This window comes from Providencia sp. PROV076 (assembly GCF_028483405.1).
Classification (GTDB): Bacteria; Pseudomonadota; Gammaproteobacteria; order Enterobacterales; family Enterobacteriaceae; genus Providencia; species Providencia huaxiensis.
Map to the genome: position 1 here is coordinate 56,721 of NZ_JAMPRR010000002.1, position 18,910 is coordinate 75,630.

Annotated in this window: 17 protein-coding genes; 3 read left to right on the forward strand and 14 right to left on the reverse strand. The window is 37.4% G+C overall.

Translation table 11 applies throughout. The features are described 5' to 3' along the window. Positions 1–4: 4 nt before the first annotated feature. Entirely contained in the window at positions 5–283 is a 279-nt protein-coding gene (locus PSF67_RS01720; protein ID WP_004249182.1) for a BMC domain-containing protein, read from the reverse strand. Positions 284–899: 616 nt separating this feature from the next. Between PSF67_RS01720 and PSF67_RS01725 the strand changes: the two genes are divergently transcribed. Further along, positions 900–2,039, forward strand: coding sequence for an FAD-dependent monooxygenase (locus PSF67_RS01725; protein WP_195697786.1), 1,140 nt, complete (start codon positions 900–902; stop codon positions 2,037–2,039). A 68-nt stretch (positions 2,040–2,107) separates the two neighbouring features. Here PSF67_RS01725 and PSF67_RS01730 read toward each other — a convergent pair whose 3' ends face one another. From PSF67_RS01730 to PSF67_RS01740, 3 genes are all read right to left on the reverse strand, one after another. Then, positions 2,108–2,626 (reverse strand): FidL-like protein, encoded by a 519-nt coding sequence (locus PSF67_RS01730; protein WP_272676425.1) that lies wholly within the window; start codon positions 2,624–2,626, stop codon positions 2,108–2,110. Next, on the reverse strand, positions 2,623–3,465 hold the full coding sequence (locus PSF67_RS01735; protein WP_102138032.1) for a transcriptional regulator: 843 nt from the start codon (positions 3,463–3,465) through the stop codon (positions 2,623–2,625). The genes PSF67_RS01730 and PSF67_RS01735 overlap by 4 nt, the downstream gene beginning before the upstream one ends. A gap of 79 nt (positions 3,466–3,544) precedes the next feature. After that, positions 3,545–4,117 (reverse strand): TetR/AcrR family transcriptional regulator, encoded by a 573-nt coding sequence (locus tag PSF67_RS01740; RefSeq protein WP_102138256.1) that lies wholly within the window; start codon positions 4,115–4,117, stop codon positions 3,545–3,547. A gap of 303 nt (positions 4,118–4,420) precedes the next feature. On the opposite strand from PSF67_RS01740, the gene PSF67_RS01745 reads away from it, so the two are divergent. Further along, entirely contained in the window at positions 4,421–4,981 is a 561-nt protein-coding gene (locus tag PSF67_RS01745; RefSeq protein WP_102138033.1) for an NADPH-dependent FMN reductase, read from the forward strand. Positions 4,982–5,071: 90 nt separating this feature from the next. On the opposite strand, the gene potD is transcribed toward PSF67_RS01745, so the two are convergent. The 4 genes from potD to potA form a co-directional block, all read right to left on the reverse strand. After that, positions 5,072–6,121, reverse strand: a complete 1,050-nt coding sequence (potD, locus tag PSF67_RS01750) for a spermidine/putrescine ABC transporter substrate-binding protein PotD (protein ID WP_166264220.1) — start codon at positions 6,119–6,121, stop codon at positions 5,072–5,074. A gap of 169 nt (positions 6,122–6,290) precedes the next feature. Beyond that, the gene (potC, locus tag PSF67_RS01755) at positions 6,291–7,076 is read right to left on the reverse strand and encodes a spermidine/putrescine ABC transporter permease PotC (protein ID WP_272676426.1); all 786 of its coding nucleotides are present in this window, start codon (positions 7,074–7,076) and stop codon (positions 6,291–6,293) included. Continuing rightward, a complete protein-coding gene (gene potB / locus PSF67_RS01760) occupies positions 7,073–7,936 on the reverse strand; it encodes a spermidine/putrescine ABC transporter permease PotB (RefSeq protein ID WP_272676427.1) in 864 nt (287 codons plus the stop codon). Before potB ends, potC begins: the two co-directional genes overlap by 4 nt. Next, complete coding sequence (gene potA, locus PSF67_RS01765) at positions 7,923–9,032, reverse strand: spermidine/putrescine ABC transporter ATP-binding protein PotA (RefSeq protein ID WP_272676428.1); 1,110 nt, start codon at positions 9,030–9,032, stop codon at positions 7,923–7,925. The genes potB and potA overlap by 14 nt, the downstream gene beginning before the upstream one ends. A gap of 904 nt (positions 9,033–9,936) precedes the next feature. On the opposite strand from potA, the gene PSF67_RS01770 reads away from it, so the two are divergent. Continuing rightward, positions 9,937–11,583: a fumarate hydratase gene (locus PSF67_RS01770; RefSeq protein ID WP_272676429.1), complete on the forward strand. Its 1,647-nt coding sequence runs from the start codon at positions 9,937–9,939 to the stop codon at positions 11,581–11,583. A 214-nt stretch (positions 11,584–11,797) separates the two neighbouring features. On the opposite strand, the gene PSF67_RS01775 is transcribed toward PSF67_RS01770, so the two are convergent. From PSF67_RS01775 to PSF67_RS01800, 6 genes are all read right to left on the reverse strand, one after another. Next, positions 11,798–12,763, reverse strand: a complete 966-nt coding sequence (locus PSF67_RS01775; RefSeq protein ID WP_102138039.1) for a fimbrial protein — start codon at positions 12,761–12,763, stop codon at positions 11,798–11,800. 12 nt (positions 12,764–12,775) lie between these two features. Next, entirely contained in the window at positions 12,776–13,252 is a 477-nt protein-coding gene (locus PSF67_RS01780; protein ID WP_229597484.1) for a fimbrial protein, read from the reverse strand. Between the two features lie 85 nt (positions 13,253–13,337). Beyond that, positions 13,338–14,066 (reverse strand): fimbrial biogenesis chaperone, encoded by a 729-nt coding sequence (locus PSF67_RS01785; RefSeq protein WP_102138041.1) that lies wholly within the window; start codon positions 14,064–14,066, stop codon positions 13,338–13,340. Positions 14,067–14,077: 11 nt separating this feature from the next. Then, positions 14,078–16,573, reverse strand: coding sequence for a fimbria/pilus outer membrane usher protein (locus PSF67_RS01790; protein ID WP_272676430.1), 2,496 nt, complete (start codon positions 16,571–16,573; stop codon positions 14,078–14,080). A gap of 71 nt (positions 16,574–16,644) precedes the next feature. Then, on the reverse strand, positions 16,645–17,202 hold the full coding sequence (locus PSF67_RS01795; RefSeq protein ID WP_195697789.1) for a fimbrial protein: 558 nt from the start codon (positions 17,200–17,202) through the stop codon (positions 16,645–16,647). Positions 17,203–17,434: 232 nt separating this feature from the next. Then, positions 17,435–17,671: a helix-turn-helix domain-containing protein gene (locus PSF67_RS01800; RefSeq protein ID WP_272676431.1), complete on the reverse strand. Its 237-nt coding sequence runs from the start codon at positions 17,669–17,671 to the stop codon at positions 17,435–17,437. Positions 17,672–18,910: the final 1,239 nt, after the last annotated feature.

An 18,910-nucleotide genomic window follows, 5' to 3' on the forward strand; every position in this document is an offset into this window, starting at 1 on the left:
AAAGTTATGCTTTATGCTTAATAACGATTTTGTTGATATCGTTGTGTGGACGCGCAATGACCAGTGAGGTCACGACTTCACCAACACGCTGTGCTGATTCAACACCTGAATCGACGGCTGCTTTGACTGCACCGACATCGCCTTTAACCATTGCGGTAACGAGGCCTGAACCGACATTTTCGTAACCAATTAGCTCAACATTTGCCGCTTTGCACATGGCATCAGCTGCTTCGATACAAGCCACCAGACCTTTTGTTTCAATAAGACCTAATGCATCACCCATTGTTGTTTCCTCCGAGAAGCCTTCTTTATTTTTCTTTACCTTCGATATTCCAAGCTAATGTGTCCGAGTACATGTCTCTTGAAATATCTAAGTAATCATTTACGCCAATGGTGTCTGCGCGGTGATCTATTGAACGCAGCCTTTGGCTTCAAACCCACTATAGAACTGAAAAATAAAAACAAAATATAAATCCACAAAGCACAGATATTTAGTTTTTAAGGCTGATAATTAGAGTGAACACTCAGGTCATTTATGTGTTTATGCTAAAAAAACCAAAAATTCACGTTTGAAATTTGAGGTGAAAATTGAAGGGAAAATGTATTTAGAGCTATTTATGAAGGATTGTTAATGAGGTATTACTAAGCTGCTATGCCTACGTTTTTTCTTCTCTTATAACTGTGCTCGTGATCGCTTTGCGGCATATTTTTACTTTCTGTTAATTCCTTAATTTATATACTCAGACCACCGCACTCTTTGAAAACCATTCGCCATAACTTCCCTATCAATGGCTATCGCGTACTTAAAAATATTCCCTTCTGCTAAATAATAAAAAATAACGGCGACAACAATTTTGCTACTTTCCATCTAAAAGTGATAAAACTCATAGGTGAAAAGAATGACACATAAATTTACTATTGCGATTGTAGGTTGTGGCCTTGGCGGTTCAGCACTCGCCCTCCTAATGCAGAATATAGGGTTTAATATTGCTGTCTTTGAACAAGCTTCTTCGTTTGAAAAAATCGGGGCAGGGATCCATATATCCCCGAACCTCATGTACATAATGGAAAAAATAGGTGTTTCAAAATCTATTGAAAAGCTTGGCTGGGAGCCTAACGGATTTATCAGTCGCGATGCCTATTCAAACAAAACGCTAAATTACTTGAAATTAGGACAGGAAATGCGCGACCTATATGGCATGCCTTACCTGACTATCCATCGAGGAGACTTACACCGTGCAATGACGGAAAAAATTAACTTAAACAATCTTCATATGGGAAAAAAGTTAATTGCGCTTAATGAGATAAAAAACAAAATTGAACTCGTTTTCAACGATAACAGTCGTTACGAGGCCGATATTGTCATTGGTGCCGACGGGATATTTTCAAAAGTAAGAAATGCAATAACTGGCACAGATATTCAATGCTCCAGCTATACTGGACAAGCTGTATTTAGGGGATTAGTCGAGCTTCAAGGGCTGGCACCTCAAATGAAACACAGTGTGAATAAATGGTTTGGTAAAGATAATAAATTTATCATTGGGTACTTTTTAGACAGAAATAAAACACAATTTTATTACGTAGCTGGTTTTTCCTTCCCCTACTGGCCTCGAGGTATTTCTGTTCAACCCGCAGCTTTACATGATGTTTTGAAAATATTTAATGAATTTCACGATGTACCAAAATCAATGCTGTCATTAACTAAAAGCGTGACACTTTGGCCATTACACGAAAGAACAGCTGATTCAACGTGGAATAAAGGTAGGATAGTACTTATCGGAGATGCATGTCATCCGATGCGACCTCATATGATGTCGGGTGCTTCGATGGCAATTGAAGATGCGGCTATATTAGTTAAATGTCTACAACAGTACGGCATTGATAATTATTCATGCGCTTTTAATCAATATCAGAGTTACCGTATAGAACGCGTAGCGCTTGTACAAAAGTTATCAAGTACAAATACATGGCTAAAAAAGAAGACGGATACAGACTGGTTATTTAAATATAACGCAATAAGCCCCGAACTACACCTTTAACGCTGTTCCTTTCACCAAGTGAAATCCAGACTATTTAAATATGGTATTTGTTACCACCTACAAGAAAGCTAATCGAACTTACTATTGGGTTTGAGTGTGCAAATATAAAGTGGGGAATTAATTGAGCTGAGTAGTAAGGCTTTGTCATTAAGCTTTTGTGCATTAAGAAATAGCCCATCATGGCTATCTGACATTTCCCGCATAAAATAGTCAAATATCACATCTGGCGATTCATCAATAGAAGAAGCGCTCGCTTCCCACTGACTAATAATATAATGACGTTCTATTGGGGAAACTCGTTTTGTCGTGTAACTAAATTTCACATAACGCTGCAAATACAGCCAGCCCGCTTTAGAATCAGTATAGCCTTCCACCACAATTGAGCCCTTTCCATTTGCGCCAAAATTGAAGTGAATATTGCCATTAACGTTTTCATCTTGCATGTTCTCAAAACGCATAATGCCTTTTGTCGAGCACACTAATAAACCATCTTGTTTATTGGAAAATAAGACCGACTGGGTATAAATCGCAACAATAATGAATAACAAAAAACTCAGTAAGCATAATACTTTTCCTGATATCTTCATGATGGTTTCCAAGAATAGTAAAAGTAGTTATCGCAATAGCTAAATGGGTTATCTTCATTGACTGCACAATGTGCAAGAAATACTCGACCCAATCCATTAGTCTGCAGTTTGTCCCCATAGAAAAAAACAAACCGTTCTTTCTCAACACACTCTAGATTTAAGTTATTTCTAACTTTATCAAAGTTTTGCACATAGTTTAGTGCGACAGTGTTATTGATCATTTTTTCATTCGATAATACATCACAACCAGAGTGCTCAAGCACCGTCATGTCAATTGGCACTGACGGTTGTTTTGATAAATAAGCCATGATAGCTAATAAAATAGAACATAATAAAAAAGCACCACTCGCAAGATACCAACAGATCTCTTTTTTTTCTGGCGTCAGTGCTGAATCTATTTTTTTGGGATCTGTAGGGACAGAGATAGGTTTGGAAGCTGGAGATAAAACAACCGCTGTTTCTTCTACGTCACTTAAGCTAGTTATTAATTCAGTTGGAGAAATTTTGATATCATCAATTAATTCAAGGGAAACATCGGAATTAAACTCTAATCGACCCCGAGCGACTGTCACAATAATATTTTCAATACCATATGGACGAAATGCTTTTCGTAATAGGCTGAGATATTGATTTAAATTACTGTTTGATGAGACTAACCCATTATCATCCCAAACTGCTTTTAATACCTCATCTCGAGAAACAACACCTCTGTGCTGAATAAAGTAAAACAATAATGCATTGGCAGTTATCGACAGCTGTGTATCCACCTCATCTTCTTTTAAAGATAAAGTGCCATCAACCGCATCATATAGAATGAAAGCATTGATTTTATATTTCACTATCGCCTCATGTGCTTATTTTATGAATAAAATTGCACTACCGTTATTATTGCTATTTTTACTTATGCGTTATTTTTACTTATGGAATTTGTTCAAATGATATTGTCGTTAACCGACTCACAATCGCATCACGCTCTTGCTGTGATAACGTTTCTCCCTCAGTCAATGACGAAAGCCACAACCCATCAGCCGCATAACGCACTAACGCGCCTAAATAACTGTTATCGAACTCATCCCCCTTTTCCAAATGGTTAATTACCCAATCTCGCCAGCACTGACGTAACACTGGCTCGGTTGGCATGGCTAAGGACAATAACGCGAGCTGAAAACTTTCATCAGATTCTTTTAATTCGCCAATATAGTGCAAATAAGCACGAGAAAAACGCCCGTAGGGATTTGGGTCATTATCCATAATGGTATGTATTCGCTCATCCATAATCCCCAACAATTGCAAAAACAGCGCATGAATAAGCTCTTGCTTCGTTGGGAAGTGATGCATCAACCCACCTTTGCTAACACCCGCTTCCCTTGCCACCGCATTAAGTGAGAGTGAAGAGATCCCTTCTCTGCCAGCAATAATGCGAGCAGCTTTCAATAGCTCCACTTGAAGCTTAATAGGATCTTTTTTTCTATGCTGAGCAGACTTATTCATGCGATGAATGATACCGACCAGTCGGTATGTTTCATTTTGACTAAAATCAAGTAACCCTGATTTGTTCATGGGTAAATCTAAATAGTGTAAGAGGACTCACAATATCGAATTATGATAAGTTGCAACTCCATAATTAATTTAAAAATATCAAATATTTTTGATGTTTAGTTATCTATATTAATTTCACTTAGTTTTGCACATCCTCAGATTATGATGTTTAATAGTGAGAGTGAAACAATGCTCTATTCAATAAATAGTGGTTTGCAGTATCCCTAATTAACTCCCCGTGAAAGAGGTTTTATCATGTCAAATCAATACAATATTGGTGTCATTGTGGGTAGTTTGCGCGCTGATTCATATAATTTAGTTGTCGCTAAGGCCATGACTAAATTATTCCCCACAAATTTCACGTTTAAATTTATCAATATTGGTGAACTCCCTCTCTATAACCAAGATGCAGACCAAAATGTGCCTCCTGTTGTGGCTAATTTCAAATCTCAAATTAAAGCCTGTGATGGCATTATTTTCGCCACCCCAGAATATAACCGCTCGGTACCTGGTGTATTGAAAAATGCGATAGACCAAGGCTCTCGCCCATGGGGAGATAACTCGTGGAATGCCATTCCAGCAGGTGTTCTTGGTGTTTCTATTGGCAATATCAGTACGGCAATTGCCCAACAGCACTTACGCAATAGCCTGACATTTTTAAACATGCCAACCATGAACCAGCCTGAATGTTTCCTAAAATGGTATGACGGTATGGTGGATGAGCAAGGCAATATTTCCCCAAAAAGCAAAGATTTCTTACAGCCGTGGGCCGATACCTTTGCCAAATTTGTTGCCCATAATGCAGTGAGTAAATAAGTCGCTGAGCAATAATGACGCGTATAAAAAAGGGCACTTCATTCTCAATCAGTGCCCTTTCTAGGAAACGTAAACGTAATGCTCAAGTCATTAACGCCCGGCTTTTAGCTTCTGAAAATACTCTTCGTACAAAATATTCGTGTTCCCAACATCGCTTTGCCATTCGCCTTTTTGGAGAACTTCTTCACTTGGGTAAAGTGATGGGTCGTTAGCAATTTCAGCCGGCAATAATTTTTTAGCTTCTAAGTTTGGAGTTGGGTAGCCAATAGATTCAGCTACTTGAGCCGCAATTTCTGGACGCAATAAGAAATTAATTAACTTATGGGCCCCTTCCACATTTTTGGCATTAGCAGGAATGGCTAAGCTGTCCATCCAGAAAATTCCGCCTTCTTTAGGCCACACCACTTCAATCGGCAAGCCAGCTTGCCTTGCAACGAATGCGGAGCCATTCCATAACATACCGACATCCACTTCCCCTTCAATAAAAGGTGTCGCTGGGTTGTCAGAGTTAAAGGCCAAAATATTTGGGCGTAATTTTTGTAGTTCTTTATACGCCTCTTCAATTTGTTTCGGGTCAGTGGTATTGCCTGAATAACCTAATTTATTGAGGGCCACTTGGAAAACTTCCCGTGCGTCATCCATCATCAGCAGGCTATTTTTATATTCAGGTTTCCAGAAATCAGCCCATGAAGTAACAGATTGTGGGTCAACCGCTTCACCATTAATACCAATCCCTGTCGCCCCCCAAATATAAGGCACTGAATAATCATTATTCGGGTCAAATTCTTTATGAATTAAATTTGGGTCAAGGTTTTTAAAATTGGTTAATTTACTTTGATCAATCTTTTGTAGCATCCCTTCTTTACTCATTTTGGCAATAAAGTAAGTAGAAGGCACCACCAAATCATAAGCACCGTCTTTATAGGTCTTTAGCTTGGTATACATGCTTTCGTTTGATTCATAGGTGGAGTAAATCACCTTGATGCCAGTTTCTTTGGTAAATTGCTCTAATAAACCGGGGGGAACATATTCTGTCCAGTTATAGAAATACAGTACGTCTTTGTTATCGTCAGCGGCAGTCGCCGTGCCAATACTTGCAGCCATTAAACCCGCTGCCAGTAGATAGGACCATTTTTTCATTACTGAGATTCCCTCAACAAAGTGTTTTTTATCCCTTAATGCACCAAGCAGCCGCTTGAATGATTTCGGGGTTATATCTAATAGGCTCAGTTGGAGCCCACCCTCTCGCCGAATGGCACTGAAAAAAGATGTTGCCCGATAAAAATGGGCAGCACCGTCGTTTAACGTATTACTTAGTTTTTTTTGAGTATTTATCCCGCATCACCCACTGGCTTAAACACACCAGTAAGAGGGACATAATCAACAGCACCGTTGCCAATGCGTTAACTTCTGGGGAAACCCCAACTTTTACCATGGAATATATTTTCAATGGCAAAATTTCATAACTTGGCCCCGTGACAAATGAGGAAACCACCACATCATCCATCGACAAGGTAAAACTGAGTAGCCAGCCGGCAACAACCGCAGGTAATGCCAAAGGCAAAATAATTTTACGCAAAATGGTAAATTCACCCGCTCCAAGGTCGCGCGCCGCTTCTAACATCTTCACATCAAAATCTTTCAGCCTTGCATAGACCGTCACCACGACAAACGGCAGGCAAAAGGTAATGTGCGAAAATAATAACGACCAAAAACCGAGCGAAACCCCAAGGATCATAAATAGAACCAATAACGAAATCGCCATAACGATATCCGGGGACATCATGACCACAAATAACATGCCACCGACGAAAGGTTTTCCTCTAAAACGATAGCGAAATAATGCGACGGCAGTGAGTGTGCCAATGGCTGTCGCGAAAGTCGCTGACAAAACCGCCATAGTTAATGAATGCCCCGCAGCTTCTAATAGGCTATCGTTATTACTCAGTAATTCATACCATTTAGTTGAAAACCCTTGCCACTGAATACCAAAACGTGACTCATTAAAGGAATTAACAATCAAAATAATGATTGGAATATAAAGATAAGCGTAGATGATGGCCATAAAGCCACCACAGAGAGTACGTCCGATCATTCTTCATATGCCTTTTTATTCAGAAGCTTAGCTGCTCGGTAATAGACATACAGCAATAACCCCATCATCGCTGTGAGGAAAATGCTGGTTGCGGCCCCGAATGGCCAATCACGAATATTTAAGAACTGGCTCTTAATCACGTTACCGATCAGTAGATTTTTCGCACCGCCCATTAAATCCGCTACATAAAACAGCCCCATTGCGGGTAATAAAACCAGCAAACAGCCTGCAATAATTCCTGGCATCGTTAACGGAATGATGATTTTCACAAACCGCTGAAATTTATTCGCACCGAGGTCTTTTGCAGCCTCTATATATGACTTATCCAATTTTTCAATACTTGAATACAGCGGCATCACCATAAATGGCAGCAATATATAGATAAGGCCTAATATGACGGCCTCCGGTGTATACATAATTTTCAACGGTTTATCGATAACACCAACCCACAGTAAAAAGTCATTTAAGTACCCTTTGGTACTGAGAAAAACTTTTAACCCGTAGATACGGATCAATGAATTGGTCCAAAATGGCACAATTAACAGAAACAGCATCAAAGGTTGTACCCGTTTAGGTAACCTTGCCAATATAAAGGCAAATGGATAGCCAATTACTAAACAGAAAAAAGTTGCGATCACCGCCATATTGAGCGAGTGCAACATCACTTCTGCATACATCGGGTCAGACAAGCGAATGTAGTTATCCCACGTAAAAACTAAGTCAACTAAGTTGGTGTCGCTACGCGTCAAAAAGCTGGTGCCGATAATCATAATATTAGGCAAAAAGACGAACAGCAGCAGCCAGACGACTACCCCGGTGATAATAACGTTCTGCAAAATTTTATGTTTACGAATGATCATCCAGAACTACCTCCCAGCTTTCAACCCAAGTCACAGCAACTTTTTGGTTAAGGGAGTGGTCGACATCGGGGTCATCTTCATTGAAGAATTCGCTCACCATGACAATTTTGCCATCTTCCATTTCAACCACTGAGTCTAACGTCATGCCTTTATAGTTACGTTCACGAACGTAGCCAATCAGCCCTGGATGGTTATCTGCATCATTTACTTCTTCAACGCGCAAGTCTTCAGGACGTAATAACACACTAACGTGTTGCCCTTCGTTGACAGAGAGCTCAGTGAAAATATCACATTCATGACCTTCAATATTGGCACGAATACGTTTATCATCAATGCGATACAATACTTTCGCATCAAAAATATTAATTTCACCAATGAATTGAGCAACAAATAGGTTTTTCGGTTCCTCATAGATTTCACGAGGTGTGCCGTCTTGCTCAATTCGCCCTTCACGCATCACAATGATCCGATCAGACATGGCTAAGGCTTCTTCTTGATCGTGAGTCACAAAAATAAACGTGATCCCCAGTTTTCGTTGAAGGGCTTTTAGCTCATTTTGCATTTGTTTGCGCAGTTTATAATCGAGCGCAGACAATGATTCATCCAGCAGTAGGACTTTCGGGCGATTCACTACCGCACGGGCTATCGCCACACGCTGTTGTTGGCCACCAGACAGTTGGTTGGGTCTACGCTCAGCAAAATCTTCTAGCTGCACCATACGTAAGGCTTGGTCGACACGCTTTTGAATTTCAGCCGCAGGCGTTTTTTGCATGCGTAGGCCAAAAGCAACGTTATCGAAAACCGTCATATGAGGAAATAAAGCGTAGCTCTGGAACACAGTGTTCACAAAACGCTGTTCTGCAGGAATATCTGTAATATCTTGACCATCAAGAATAATTTGACCGTCATCGGCATCTTCTAACCCAGCAATAAGACGTAAAACCGTCGTTTTGCCGCAACCAGAAGGCCCAAGAATGGTCAAAAACTCACCGTTCTGAATGGTTAAGTCAAGCTCAGAAATAATTTGTTTGCCATCAAAACCTTTACTTAAAGATTTTAATTCAATGAGTGGTGTCAGAGAGGTTGTCTCAGTCATTTATTTATACACTCTATCCCTAGGAATAATGCAGATAGAACCGCCACCGTTAAAGACTGTATAAGCTTGTCGGAGGTTTACTCTGTCGACTTAACGTGACATAAGCAAATTATTTTCCCCAGCAAAGCCCAAAACCAGTAGCGCCATTTAAACTTCATAAGGCATGCATGATAAACACTGTTTTTGTAAATTGAAAGCCATTTTCACAACTTCGTTTGCCTTTCATTATGAATTCTCAATAAATAAAACAGATTTTTGAGAAAAATAAGCAACATAGCGATATATAGAATTAATCCGCCTATATCTATAGATTTACATGATACATTAGAGGGTGAAACTTAAGTCAAATACACTAAAATTCATAGGGTTAATACAATTCACAATAAAAATAATAATTATAAAATTAATAGTTTTTATTATTTTAAATTTTTTAATTAATGTATTCAGTGATATAAATCTTACTATTAGATGCACAAGAAAAATACAATAAAAACCGTATAACAAAATTATCAAGTTATGATGGTAATTATATTCAATAGGTATATATCGTGATTACACATGAAAAAATCAAATAACCGGTAACATCTATAACAAATAATTAAAGTTGCAGTTAATAATATTATTATGTGATTTAAATCTAATTTTCATTAATCCTTATCTTTTATCTCAATAAATTTAACCAACATCATATTATCCCCTGCATCCCTTTGAATATAATAATCAAATTAGTATAATCCCAAGCTAAACTGTAACTTTTAGTGATTTATTTTGTGATTTTTGTTTCATTATTGCACCTATAAATTTTACTTTGTATCTTTCGCGTTAAACCAATTAAAGAATAAACATAAGCCTGCGGGTGACTATTTTTGGAAATTCCACTGAAATTAATATGTGAGTGAGCAAAATGGCTAATAAAGAGTTTTTTTACCAAGAACCTTATCCATTATCTGAGGATAAAACCGAGTATTTCCAAGTCTCTGATAAATATGTTTCTGTAGAACAATTTGCGGGAAAGCAAATTTTAAAAGTTGAACCTGAAGCATTAACCCTCCTTGCCGAACACGCAATTTATGAATCTCAGTTTTTTTTAAGAGCCGCGCACCAGAAACAAGTCGCTGCTATCTTACATGACCCAGAAGCCAGCGAAAACGACAGATATGTTGCATTGCAGTTACTTCGCAATGCTGAAATTTCGGCAAAAGGTATATTACCAAACTGCCAAGATACGGGCACTGTCGCGGTTGTTGGGAAAAAAGGTCAACAAGTTTGGACAGACTGCGACGACGAAGAGTACCTCTCTCGAGGGATTTATAACGTCTTCCAACACGAAAACCTACGTTTTTCTCAAAATGCCCCGCTAGATATGTTTAATGAAGTCAATACTGGCACAAACCTACCTGCTCAGTTTGACATTTTTGCGACCACTGGCGATGAATATCATTTCCTGTTTGTTAACAAAGGCGGCGGTTCAGCAAATAAATCAGTACTTTACCAAGAAACAAAAGCAACATTAACTCCAGCTAAGTTAAAAAATTTCTTAATTGAAAAAATGCGGAATCTAGGCACAACAGCTTGCCCGCCTTATCATATTGCCTTTGTTATCGGTGGTACTTCTGCAGAAACAACCCTGAAAACCGCCAAACTTGCCTCTGCAAAATACTACGATAATCTGCCAACCACAGGTAATGAGTATGGCCGTGCCTTCCGTGATATAGAGCTAGAAAATGAGTTATTAGAAGCTTCACGTCATCTTGGTTTTGGCGCACAATTTGGTGGTAAATATTTTGCTCACGATGTTCGTGTTGTTCGTTTACCTCGCCACGGTGCCTCTTGCCCAATCGGCTTAGCTATTTCTTGCTCTGCTGATAGAAACATTAAAGCCAAAATAACCAAAAGCGGTTTATGGCTTGAAAAAATGGAGCACAACCCAGCCCAATACATTCCTGAGTCTATGCGTAATCAAGCTGAAGGAAAAGTAGTACATATTGACCTCAACCGCCCAATGAAAGACATTTTGGCTGAGCTGAGTAAACACCCTGTATCAACACGTGTTTCCCTCAGTGGGCCACTTATTATTGCTCGGGATATTGCGCATACGAAATTGAAAGAGCGTTTAGATAGCGGCGAAGAACTGCCTCAATACTTTAAAGATCACATGGTGTATTACGCAGGCCCAGCGAAGAAACCTGAAGATATGGTTTCCGGTTCTTTGGGCCCAACAACCGGTAATCGGATGGATCCTTATGTCGATCTATTCCAGTCCCACGGTGGCAGCATGCTAATGTTGGCGAAAGGTAACCGAACTCAATTGGTGACGGATGCCTGTAAAAAGCATGGTGGGTTCTATTTAGGCAGTATTGGTGGGTCCGCAGCAATACTTGCTCAAGAATATGTGAAAAGCCTAAATTGCCTTGAATATCCAGAACTTGGAATGGAAGCAATTTGGAAAATGGAAGTTGAAGGGTTACCTGCGTTCATTTTGGTTGATGACAAAGGAAATAACTTCTTTGAGCAAGTGCAAAATGAAACTTGCGGCAAATGTGTTAAATAGAGTTAGCCACCCTAGCGCAAAGGAGTGCGCTAACTTTCGTTAGCCGGTATGACGATGTAGCATAGCCATGCTGTTACACAATCATACAGTTACATAATCGCACAGTTATATAATCACACAGTTATATAATAAAAGAGTGGGCCAAAAGCCCACTCTTTTATTATCATTTTATACTATCATTTTAACTATCACTCACATCGATATATTACTGATATCAATAATAGTTAATTCGAACAATGGTTGAGGCGTTAAATCCACCCGTTTTCACCGTCCCCGCCTTTTTAATTGTTGCACTGTAATCACGGGTTACTGAAGTACTTCCTTGCGGTAGGCTACCAAAAAACTGGAAGTAATTGAATTTTATATTATTACTTTTATCGTCCATAATTATTAAGTTGGTGCCATTTTTTAAATCAATCGCATATTCACCATTCAGTGGATCAGTCGTTTCAAAATTGATATTCATAGAGAAATTATCAAGACAACCTCTTTTCACCGCTTGGACTTGAAAATCCTTTTTAAACTCTTTCCCTTGATTCAAGTCTGTAATCATTAGCTGGCCAAAATCAATTTGCTGTGACTCAGGGAAAACTTTAATATCTGCGCCGCACTTTAAGAAACGGATCCCCCGTAATCCAGATATCGAGTAGCGTAAGTTTTTCGCCCCTGGTGTCGTATTGATCCCACCGCTCCCATCAAATTGGAAAACTGTAAATTGATTATCACCCTCATAGTTACCTGATGGCGGTACAGTCCCTGTCACTTTGATATACAGTGTAAATGTCACCGTCACTGTCACGTTTTCGTTGCCACTGATTGGTTTTGTACCTAAACTCACTTTTTGTTTATCTCTCTCAAGCTGTTGGCCTTGATAGTTCGCACCGAGTAGTAAGCCAGTACCTAACTTTTGAGATGTTGGGTTAAAATACATATGAACAACGTCAACCATATTTCCAAGCACGTTGTCGCAAAAAACGGTGACTGTCAGTGGGTCAGATTGCCAAATAATTGTTCCGTCTGGTGTATCTGCCGGAATAGCTAATTGGCCAACAGGTACTGCAGGTTTAATAACCACTCCGGTTCCGGCTTCCACACAATCTAATGCAAAGGTTTTTGGGCTAATAAAAACGAATAGAAATACAATATAAAAACCATATTTTTGAATAAACCTGTGTATCATGATTTATACACCTTATAGGTAAGTAATATTTAAGGTAATTTGCGTTTTAATATTACCCACTGTTAATTCATTTCTGGGTAGATAACTCTCTAGCATGGAATAAATCGTAATTTGCTGGTTATCATCAAAATAGATTGGATAACTACGATATTCGCCATTAGGAACAATATTGCTATCTTTATCCATTAAGCGAATGCCGTAGCCATTTAGAATGGTTTTACCACCAAATAAATTGCGGTCTGTACTTGCAGTTGGCTCTGAAATAAACATGATCCTGACAACTGGATCCCTATCATCGCGATCGCGTTTTGGGAAAATGCAGTCATCAAATTTTAATTTGATTTCATGCTTAGGGCTTCTATCCCCAATTTCATTAAAATAATTCAGAGATATTGGGCCTAATTCAATATTTTGATCTATAGAGTAAAATGAAATTTTACAAGGCAATGCCACTACATTACCTGTAAAATTAAGATCACCTCTCATCATGCTACTATCTGCATAGCTTTGGCTTCCACATAGAGATAGCATGAAAAGACATATTGAAAAGTAGCAATTTCTCATATCTAAAATCCTATTGGCTCTCTTTTGACAGCTGGCAGGTCGACGCAGCGCATTGGTAAGTCAACATTTTCATCCCACCGTAATCATCCATATAGCCGGTATATAACTGATTAAAACCGCTTGTCGGCACGGAGACACTTTCCTTAGAAAGCGGAGCAATCATCACACTTTCAAAACCAGGGAAATTTTTCTGGTTGTTGTTACTAAGGTAACCCAGTGTCACGTAATATTTAGTTGGGTTTTCAATTAATAATTGTCCACCTGTATGCGTATATTTCAGCTCTTTAGCCCATACTTTGTCGCTATTATTTTCGATTTGAGGTGGCCGATAAAACATTTTTAGACGGCTTTGAATCGCAATCTGAACAACATTTTCTTTATCTGCAACAGGGGGAATTTCGCGCACATTTAAATAGAACAGAGATTCTCTATCTTGTGGAAGAGCGTCAATTCCCTCCGTTTTAATAATTTTTATTTGGTTTTTAGCATTAGGCTCAACACGTTGCATCGGTGGTAAAACCGTAAAAGGTTCAGAAACCTTATTCCCTTTTTCATCTTCCATCCAAGATTGAGCTAAATAAGGCATTGTTTTACTTTGATTATTAATAACCAGACTTATTGATTTATCTTTGCCTGGAAAAATAATTCGTGTACGGTCAATATTGATCGCAGCAGACGCAACTTGCATGCCGACAAAAACTAATGAAAATCCTAAAGCTACTACATACTTTTTACTCATACATCATTCCTTTATTGGCAAGGGATCAGGACTTTACCCTGATTTTTTTCGGCAATATTAGGTAAATTCAAACTACATTGGTTTGCGCCCGCAGCCCATTTCACTATGTAGCTTTCTTCTGGATCCACACCCGTTAAATACGCAACGCCGCTATCAGCAATAATTCCGACTTCTCTTCCTGTGCTTGACTCAATCACACTGGTACCAAGCGGTGGATAATTTCCATTATTCAAACGGATAATTGCTAAAATACGTTTTCCTTGATTCGCTTTTATTCTCTGATAACCAATTGACCCCTCAGTCAGGGTTTTACCAATAATGTTGTCATTGACATCTACATCATCAGGTAGTGTATTCATATCAATGTAAACATCTGAATTAGAAAAACTATTTAAGCTTGTCGCTACACCAATCCCAAATCGGTTTGTGACTGATTCGCCATTATCAATCGAAATCCCTGCAACATTGTCACTATCAATCATCACACGAGGCTCGTTGTTAGTCCCGTTGCGGTGCATGGCCGCACCGTATTTCGTTGCTGTCATGGAACCATACCAACTACCACCGACAGCACGATATGAGTTCACATTTTCAGTCGCATTAACATTTAATACGCCATAAGGTGATGAATATTGATAACTACCACTGATATTTGGTTCTGCGCGTCCAAGTTTGTGCTGATCACCACCAACACGCATACTCCAATAGTTGTTATTCTCGTTTGCACTGTAATAACCCACAGATTGACCAAAGCTATGGTCATTGTCTGCATACTGAGCGTCATAACTCACTGAAGCGCCATTTTCGAGTGGCACGGAGAAAGATAGATAAATTTGATTATCATCCGTCTCTTCATATTTAATTTTATTGAGTGATAATGTGCCGGAAATATTTTTAATTTGCCCAATACTAAATAACTTACTAAAACTCATCCCAAAGTTTGTTGTTGATTCACTATTCCAAAATTGGCGATGAGAAGCATTAAAATAGACAGTTAAATCCAGTGGGCTAATGTATTGATTAAAAGACGCGGTATAGACGTTTTTGTCACGTCTAAAATCAAGCACGCCGTTAGCTGCATCAATGTATTGAGGCATCGTTAAGAATTCTTTTTCAGAAAATTTATAGCCTGCGAATGTTATCTGTGAATTGGTAGATTCAAAACGTTTAGAATAATTTAAACGATAGCTATTACCTGAATAAGATCCAAAATTATCTAAATTTGCATGGGTGCGAGTGATATCAACAGAGATAGCACCAAACATATTCATGTTTTGCCCTATCCCCAAGTTCATCGCTTGATAATTGTTATTATCTACCGTTGCAATTAACCCACCAAAGATGGATGTATCACCAAATAAACCATAGGAAACTTCTCCTACAATAAACTTAGGATCAATTTTCTGTGAGCGACCAAATGGGTCGGATTGCCCCATGGTAAATTTATAAAGTAGCTGCCCCTGACGCGTTAAAAATGGCAACGATGCCGCTGTCACTTGATAAGTGGTTTTTGAACCATCTTCTTCCTCAATGGTTACATCTAAAGTACCTTGTACCGCTTCAGTGATATCTTGAACATTAAATGGCCCTGGAGCGACTTTAACTTGCTTAATCACACGCCCATTCTGTGAAATAATCACCATCGCATTCGTTTTCGCAATACCGGTAACCTGAGGTGCATAACCGCGTAATGAAGGTGGAAGCATCCGGTTATCACTAAAAATAGACGCCCCTATAAAGCGAAAACTATCAAATAAGTCAGTCTTCAAATAAGACTCACCAAGTAAAACCTTTGCACCCATTTGAGGTAAAGCACGAAAAGCGTATAACTGAGTCCAATCAAACCGCTCATTCGTTTTACCTTGAGAACGATTATATTGATATTGATAGTCAGCACGAAAACGCCAAGCTCCTAAGTTAACGCCAGCGGTACCGTTACTACTACCACTGAATGTTTCACTGTTATTTTTAGGCGCTGAGTAATTGACAAACAGGTTATAGTCGAGAAATGCGCCCGCAATCCCATTTTCCCATTGGGAAGGTGGAACCCAATACGGGTCATCATATTCAAGCCAAGCTTGAGGAATAGAAAATAAGATATTCTGATTCGCTTTATCAAAGCGATAGGTAATATCTAAATTTTTAGATAGTTCAACACACTGGCCATTATTATTTTGCAGAAGTTCTTCCTTTACCTTCTTTTTTAATGCAAAAATATTTACCATCTCTGGTGTAATACAGAGTGTTGAAGTATCTTTACTCTCTTCAATGAATTTAATTAAATACTGCCCAGATAACTTTCTACCATTCAATGTAATATCTGTTAAATATTCACCAGCAGGAATAAAATCGGGATTAGAAAACTGACTCAAATCAATATTATCTCTGTCCTTAGCATCAATAATATTCATATTAAATTCCACTGCATTCGCTATTCCCGAAACGGAAAACGCCAAAGCAATTGAAAATAATATTTTATTTATTTTAAACTGAGGCAATAGAGACATGATGTTCCCTGTCAAAAAATAAAAAAAGGAAAATAACAGGCAAATATATGCCTGTTATTTAAAATAAAAAATTACAGGTAGTTTAAAGCGTAAGTTGCTTGAGAAATAATGCTACCAGTTTCAACTTTGCTACCATTTGCTTCAACACGAGCACTGAATACTAATTTATTTGGACCATCCGCTAATGGCAACTCAACGCTGGTATCACCAACTTTCATTGTTGCGCCATCTGCGTTGATTAAACGAACACCAACACCTTTAGAAGTACCAGTATTTGCCAGTAATTCTTTTGCTGTGGTATCTGGAGTACCAGTGAACGTTACTTTAACTTTGCTAACCGCAGGGAAGACAACTACATCACTAGCATCTTTAACTTCACCTAAATCACAGTTTTCTAACTGGATATTGTATTGAACGCTTTGGCTATATTTGTTACCAGTTTCCAATACTTTATTTGCAACTTGGCCAAGGTCAACGTTGATTGTACCATCACCAGGGATTGAGCAAGGTGCATTAATCACTTTACCAGTAAAGTTGATGATGCCACTTCCTTGATCTACAGGTGCTGCGTGTGCAATACCAAATGAAGAAGCGATAATTGTAGCTAATGCAATTTTAGTTAATTTCATTTATATTTTCCTATAAAAAGACGACAGATGTACCAATCACCTAATAATCAATAAATTATTAAGTTGATATTTATTTACTGAGAGTGTAATGATAAATAAAATACAAGATCTAGGTTTTTACTAGATAAAAGTAAAAACACTACACCTTTATTAATTTAAATTATTAATTAATTTAAAAACATATAACTTTATTAATTTAATCTTGTAACCAGATTATTCTTATTTTTTTAAATTAACTATTTTCTTTATTGATAAAAACATCATCGATAAAAAAACAAATCATTTCAGTTTCTAACGCATTAGCAAGCACGTGCAAATTCTCAATATTAATATTGCACTCGCCTCTTTCATAGCGGGAAATTTTCTGCTGACTAACGCCAACAAGATTCGCTAATTCAATACCTGAAAGCCCTAAGTGCTTTCTTCTTTTTCTAATCTCTCTGCCTACTATCCGATTTACATTTATCATTAACAATAGCCCAAAATAACCTAAAATAACCTAAAATATTAAATGGCTAAATTATATTACAGATCAAAATCTTTAACATAATAAACTGCACTGATTATACACCGCTTATATATCCAAATCAAAATAGCAAGAACCAATTAAAACACGAAATTTGAGTTAATTATAGTTTTCAATATATAAAAGTAAAACTGTTTATAACGATCAATATAATAAATTAAAGCCATTGAAACCTATCAATATTTCATTATTTAAGCTTTGATTATCTTATAAGATAAAAATCACATTGTTCATATTAGTTACTATTTTTTATAAAACGAATTACACCATCTCAAGATGTTGATTTTAAATCAAAAAAAATAATAACCATCACCAATGGTAACATCGGGAAATATGCCGTAAATTTAATTTCCAATAAAATAAAGGCATTTACTGTTGATTTAATATGGTATTCATTGATTAATAAGTATTTTTATGTATTTATTTTTATAAATTAATTTAATTTTTACATTTTTAATGTTTACTTCAAAAAAACAACTGATAATGGTTTTTTTATTTTTATCATTTATTATGATTAGATTAATAGCAATTTTAACTTACTCACATTAAGGGTTTAGAATATAAAAAACTGAAATACCCTTTAAATTACTACTATTTAATCATGAATAGAGCAAGTTACTCATAATTAAAGTAAAAAAATGTCGATAGCCTTCATTAACACATATTTAGAGTAAAATAAAACAATTTATGACATAAATAACCTTTAAATAACAACAAGTTACATTTATTTCAAATTGTAACAAATCACAAATGTATATTGCAATTTTATAGAGTTAAAATGGAAAATAACAAAAATAAAACATAATAATATTAGCCTGGGGCATTACAAAATGAGTAATACAAGCATTTCACTTCGCAATTTCCCCAATAAATAGTCAAAATGACAAGAAAGACACCTATCATTATTACATTTTGCGCTCATAGCTTAAGTTAGTTTCTTGCCTTTAATGCTAAGAATAAAGGTTACTTACATGGCTAATTCACTAAATAAAGACACTTATTAAGATAAAATCACCCAAGTACCTTTAAGCAAAGTTGATAATATAAGAATATTAAAGCTAAATTAAAGATTTTTTTCGCATAATGTAACTATGAATCATCTTTTTAAGTTAACTTACCCGAAAAAAACACCTGTAACGAGTTAGTTAAACATTATATTCAACAACTTATAATAATAAAATA

Excerpts from the sequence above, each read along its gene's own strand:
- PSF67_RS01720 (WP_004249182.1), bottom strand. The coding sequence starts at position 283 with ATGGGTGATGCATTAGGTCTTATTGAAACAAAAGGTCTGGTGGCTTGT.
- PSF67_RS01725 (WP_195697786.1), top strand. The coding sequence starts at position 900 with ATGACACATAAATTTACTATTGCGATTGTAGGTTGTGGCCTTGGCGGT.
- PSF67_RS01730 (WP_272676425.1), bottom strand. The coding sequence starts at position 2,626 with ATGAAGATATCAGGAAAAGTATTATGCTTACTGAGTTTTTTGTTATTC.
- PSF67_RS01740 (WP_102138256.1), bottom strand. The coding sequence starts at position 4,117 with ATGAATAAGTCTGCTCAGCATAGAAAAAAAGATCCTATTAAGCTTCAA.
- PSF67_RS01745 (WP_102138033.1), top strand. The coding sequence starts at position 4,421 with ATGTCAAATCAATACAATATTGGTGTCATTGTGGGTAGTTTGCGCGCT.
- potD (WP_166264220.1), bottom strand. The coding sequence starts at position 6,121 with ATGAAAAAATGGTCCTATCTACTGGCAGCGGGTTTAATGGCTGCAAGT.
- potC (WP_272676426.1), bottom strand. The coding sequence starts at position 7,076 with ATGATCGGACGTACTCTCTGTGGTGGCTTTATGGCCATCATCTACGCT.
- potB (WP_272676427.1), bottom strand. The coding sequence starts at position 7,936 with ATGATCATTCGTAAACATAAAATTTTGCAGAACGTTATTATCACCGGG.
- potA (WP_272676428.1), bottom strand. The coding sequence starts at position 9,032 with ATGACTGAGACAACCTCTCTGACACCACTCATTGAATTAAAATCTTTA.
- PSF67_RS01770 (WP_272676429.1), top strand. The coding sequence starts at position 9,937 with ATGGCTAATAAAGAGTTTTTTTACCAAGAACCTTATCCATTATCTGAG.
- PSF67_RS01775 (WP_102138039.1), bottom strand. The coding sequence starts at position 12,763 with ATGATACACAGGTTTATTCAAAAATATGGTTTTTATATTGTATTTCTA.
- PSF67_RS01780 (WP_229597484.1), bottom strand. The coding sequence starts at position 13,252 with ATGATGAGAGGTGATCTTAATTTTACAGGTAATGTAGTGGCATTGCCT.
- PSF67_RS01785 (WP_102138041.1), bottom strand. The coding sequence starts at position 14,066 with ATGAGTAAAAAGTATGTAGTAGCTTTAGGATTTTCATTAGTTTTTGTC.
- PSF67_RS01790 (WP_272676430.1), bottom strand. The coding sequence starts at position 16,573 with ATGTCTCTATTGCCTCAGTTTAAAATAAATAAAATATTATTTTCAATT.
- PSF67_RS01795 (WP_195697789.1), bottom strand. The coding sequence starts at position 17,202 with ATGAAATTAACTAAAATTGCATTAGCTACAATTATCGCTTCTTCATTT.
- PSF67_RS01800 (WP_272676431.1), bottom strand. The coding sequence starts at position 17,671 with ATGATAAATGTAAATCGGATAGTAGGCAGAGAGATTAGAAAAAGAAGA.